Genomic DNA, 5,130 nt, shown 5'->3' with positions numbered 1-5,130 from the left:
ATAAATAAAACCATCAATGTTTAAAAAAAGCGGAAGGTTACAGTATAAGATACAATATTGTAAGTTTTTGAGATTTTTACTGCGTAGAAAGTATATACTTTAGCTAATAGAAGAAGGTTTTGCTCCCGAAACCATTAAACCAATTAATTGATTTAATTAAAAAATTTATTTCGACTGGAACACAATGATTTTTAAAAAAAATATATTATTTGTTTTCTTAACCTTTTTAGGGATTAACGGTTTTGCCCAACAAAATCCAAGAAAAGTTACATTGCTAGAGCAAAACTGGAAATTTGTTAATGAGGATATTCCTGAAGCAAAAATGGCTGAGTATGATGCTTCAAAATGGCGTACAGTCAGTTTGCCACATGACTGGGCTTTTGAAAACGGAATCACAAAAAACGGTTCTCAAAGTGATGGTGGTGGATATTATGGTGGTGGGATTGGCTGGTACCGTTATCAATTTGAAGCACCAAAGAATTTCGATTCTCAATTAACTACCATTGAGTTTGATGGCGTTTACATGAACAGCGAAGTTTGGATTAACGGGCGCTATTTAGGTAAAAGACCCTACGGTTATATTTCCTTTAGATATGAATTATCAAAGTATTTAAAAACGGGAAAAAATGTAATTGCTTTAAGAGTTGATAATTCTAAAGAACCATCGGCTAGGTGGTACCATGCTTGTGGAATTTACGCTCCTGTGTATTTAATCAGCACTTCCACTACTTTCATTGAGCCAAACGGCGTACATGTAACCACTCAAAGGAAAAAAGATAAAAGTGAAACAGTACGTGTGAAAACTAGTATTAAAAGCTATAAAAACGCAAATCAGAATTTAGTGCTCGAAACATCGATTATTGATGCTTCAGGAAAGTTAGTGATTAAAAAAGAGCAACCTATTATTTTTAATGCTGAAGGAAGTAAAATAATTACAAATGTAAATATACAGGCCCCTAAATTATGGGATCCGAAAAGCCCATATCTCTATCACGTAACCAGTGAAATCAAGAATAATAATAAGGTGGTTATTGATGCAATAAATACAAAATTTGGTGTTAGAACTATAAAATGGGACACAAAAACTGGTTTTTGGCTTAACGGTAAACAAACCAAACTTTTAGGCGTATGCGAACATTACGAAGGCGGACCCATTGGAGGTGCCTGGACGGAACCGCTTTTACGTTGGAAGTTGGGCTTATTAAAAGAAATGGGCGTTAATGCAATTCGCACAGCTCACAACCCTACACCTCCGATGTTTTATAATTTATGTGATGAGATGGGAATTATGGTAATGGACGAAATTTTTGATGGCTGGTCTAAAAAAGCACCTGAAGATTATGGCAAACAAGCCTTTAGCGATTGGTGGCGCAAAGATATACAAGAATGGATTACCCGAGATCGTAATCATCCTTCTGTAATTATTTATAGCCTCGGAAACGAAACCCGTGGAAATATCGCCAAAGAATTAGTAGCCTACTGCCACCAATTAGATAGTACTCGGTTGGTTACTTCCGGCCATAGTGAATCAGAAGAAATGGATGTTTATGGTGTTAATGGAAATAGCGAAAAAATGGATTTTCTTATTAAACCACGTTTAAATATACCTTTTATAGCAACAGAAGCACCTCATACTTGGCAAACCAGAGGCTATTACCGTTCTTTGACTTGGTTTAGAGATGAATATAAAAATGATGGCTTAACGTCATTTCCATTACCAGATTTAACCGATAAAGAAATTTTTACTTACGAATGGGCACCGCAAACATCGTGGAGCAATTATAAACAGCATTTTAATTCTTCGTATGATAATGCAACTGTTCGTATCTCTGCTAGAAAAGGTTGGGAGGTATTGCGTGATTCGGCATGGTATAGTGGCAGTTTTAGGTGGACAGGTTTTGATTATTTTGGAGAAGCCGGTTATGTACACGGGGGCTGGCCTTTCAGGCTTTTTATGAGCGGGGCGTTGGATGTTGCAGGGTTTAAAAAAGATCTTTTTTATTTCTACCAAAGTCAATGGACTAAAAAACCTATGGTTCATATTTTACCAAGTTGGACGCATCCTAAAATGGAAATAGGTACTAAAATTCCGGTGTGGGTTTATTCAAACTGCGATGAAGTAGAACTGTTTTTGAACGGGAAATCTTTAGGTAAAGACAAACCCGGAAAAAAATGGAACGAAATGCAATGCGAATGGTTGGTGCCATATGAAAAGGGAACTTTAATAGCTGTAGGATATTTGAATGGGAGAAAAGTGGTAGAAACAAGTCAGGTTACTGCCGGCACACCCGCAACACTCAGTTTAACTTTAGATGATAAATATGTATCGCCTAAAAAAGATAATATCGCTGTTGTTACTGTAAGTATTAACGATGATAAAGGAATTTGTTACCCTTACGGAGAGAATAAATTATTTTATAATATACAGGGACCAGCCCGTTTCTTAACACTCGAAAACGGAGATCCTGTAGATACTACCGCAAAATTCGGTGTATTTGAAAATAAAGGTTTTATGGGTTTGTCAAATGCTTTTATTAAACTAGATAGATCAGATCAACCTGTTACACTAACTACTGGGGCTATTTTAGGAGAAAAGCAGTTAATGACCAGCAATAAGATTGCAATTGATGTTAAAAGCTTGGTTTTAAGAGGCAAACCTACTGTTAACAGCTTTAAAGTATATTATACAATTGATGGTAGTTCGCCCACGCCACAAAGTACTTTATACACAAGGACCTTTGAAATAAAGTTAGGTACTACTGTAAAAGCCATTGTTGTAAAAGACTCAAAAGTGATATTAAATATGCAGGAAAATTTTGATGGGAACTTAGGGCTTTATTGGTTAGATAATACGGCTAAAAGTAGTAATGGTAGTTTCATTAAAGGTATGAAAGCTATAAATGCCGAGTATAAAGGAGCTCAAAAAGTTACGATCAACAATCAGTCAAGTTTAAGGTTTGATAAAGAAGGGTATATCCGTTGGTATCAAGAAAATGACGGAAGCGAAGGAATGTTTGACCTTGTTTTTTACCTAGAAAGTATAAATGATAATGATAATACCAATTGTTTAAGTCTCATTATCAATAATACAAAAGTAGATCAGTTTAATGCAAAGATAAATGAGTCGGGTGTAGATGGTTGGAAAGTGATAATAATTAAACATAAACTACAAGCAGGTGCCAACGATATTATACTACAAAGTAAATCGGGCTGTAATGCTGGGGTCTATTTATTAAATGTAAACTAAAGCAATAGCAGTTCTTAACCATGATATACTGAGGTTGTAAAAACGTGTATTTCTTATTTAAAGATTTTTTAAAAAATAAGAATTTGCCTTAATTATATAATTATAAATATCGACAATATAATACGAACCCACAAAGCGTAGGATATATACTTACAGACAGTTCTATTAATCACGAAGTAACATATTGTTGGAGCTACAATTGAGGCAAAAGCTACAGGGAATTATAACTTTTTTGAGAATAATAAAATGTGAAATCATGAAAAAAATTTATTTGCTAATTGTAACCATCATTCTGTTTGTAAGTTGTGATAAAAAGAAGCATAAAGATGAAGTCGGTATCTCAGAAATCAAATTAATTCAATTTGATGTAACCTTGTCAACAGGAGAAAAGTCTATCGGAATTATCGATGAAGTAAACCAGCACATAGCATTAAAGGGTATAAAAGATCCTTCAAAGATTGTATCTGTTATTTATAAATATTCAGATGGGGTGACATTAATTACTCCAATTCCAGAGGCAAAAATCGGTAATTGGGGTGTTAAAGAAATATTTAGACTTCATGCAGGAATCAATTATAAAGAATACACCGTGGAAATTGTTGATTATGAAGAACCTACATATATAAATCAAGCAACCATATCTCCTCTTCAGACATTTGGTACTACTATAAAATATCATCTACTGGATCTTAATGGCGACCCTAATAAAGTTGCGAGTATGGCTACCGCAAATGTTGCTTTTAACGAGGAAAAAATGAATGGCGTTCGATTTCCAATTTATTGTGGAAATTATTACGGAGGACACCTTCAAGAAGGTATTGTACTAGATGATGTCTATAAAGCTCCTCTCCAGTCTCTTTCTAACGCAAAGTCAGCCTATAGTGGAACTGAGCCATTTATGATTTTTGCAGGTATTAAAGTTATGACCTCTAATGCAAAACAAATATTTTCCGACTGAATAACAACAGATCAGGGGGATGTGCCTAATCCTGAAAAGTTTGCACAAATGCTTGTAGATTTCATAACGTTTATGCACAATAAGGGACACGTAATAAATGTTATTGCTTTGGATAAAGAAAGTGTTAGAATGGGAATTGATGGATTTAAAGTAGCTGTTGACACATTAAGAGCTAGAACAAAAAGGCTTGATTATGAAGTACCTAAAATTGTAGCTCCTGAACTATTAGATCCTCAAGGAAATATCCCTTGTGGCTACATGAACACATTATATAATAAAGGTTTTCAAAATAGTTATGATATCTTTGGAGATCATTATTATCAAAGAGATCATACTGTCGCAGGTTTTGCCAAATTAAAATATGAGTTTGATCTGGCACAAAGCGATAAAACACGTCCACAATGGGCTACTGAACCACATTGGAATGGAGATGGAGAGCTTTATGCAGCAGAATCTGCACTTGGAGTAACGTTTGACCATACAGATCTTGGACTGGAAGCATTTATGTGGTGGGGTTATCCAATAACCGGAAGTACTAAATTTAATCAACCTGTCATGAGAGCATACTCAGATGCCATACTTCGTTCAGCTCCAATTAGAATGGTTGACCACGATGGGGAAGAAACATTCACTCAAGGTAAACTTCACTCAAGAGCTTATTTAAGGGGTATTGAAGTAAATGTATTTTTAATCAATGTTGTAAACCCTAATGTAGCTGGATTAATACCTATTTCTTATCATAATTATGTTATTGGGATATTAAATAATTTTAGCGTTGATGGTAAAGCTACTGTAAGACAGTGGCGAGAAGATACAAATAATGACACTACGACTGAAGGAGAAATTAGCACATTAGATCCAACAAAAAATAATCAACTCCTTGTGGATTTACCTATAGGCTCAGTTACTCAAATTACATTTAAAA

The 5,130-nt window shown here is 34.7% G+C and carries 3 protein-coding genes; all 3 read left to right on the top strand.

Translation table 11 applies throughout. The features are described 5' to 3' along the window. Window positions 1–184 precede the first annotated feature (184 nt). Entirely contained in the window at window positions 185–3,247 is a 3,063-nt protein-coding gene (locus ADIARSV_RS15870; RefSeq protein ID WP_016196632.1) for a glycoside hydrolase family 2 TIM barrel-domain containing protein, read from the top strand. Between the two features lie 256 nt (window positions 3,248–3,503). After that, window positions 3,504–4,205 carry a hypothetical protein gene (locus ADIARSV_RS15865; protein WP_040300373.1) on the top strand — a complete coding sequence of 234 codons (702 nt, stop codon included), beginning with the start codon at window positions 3,504–3,506 and terminating at the stop codon, window positions 4,203–4,205. A 21-nt stretch (window positions 4,206–4,226) separates the two neighbouring features. Continuing rightward, a partial coding sequence (locus ADIARSV_RS15860; protein ID WP_152439924.1) for a hypothetical protein occupies window positions 4,227–5,130 on the top strand: 904 nt, incomplete at its 3' end.

This window comes from Arcticibacter svalbardensis MN12-7 (genome assembly GCF_000403135.1).
Lineage (GTDB): Bacteria > Bacteroidota > Bacteroidia > Sphingobacteriales > Sphingobacteriaceae > Arcticibacter > Arcticibacter svalbardensis.
This window is presented reverse-complemented; position numbering and strand designations above follow the sequence as displayed.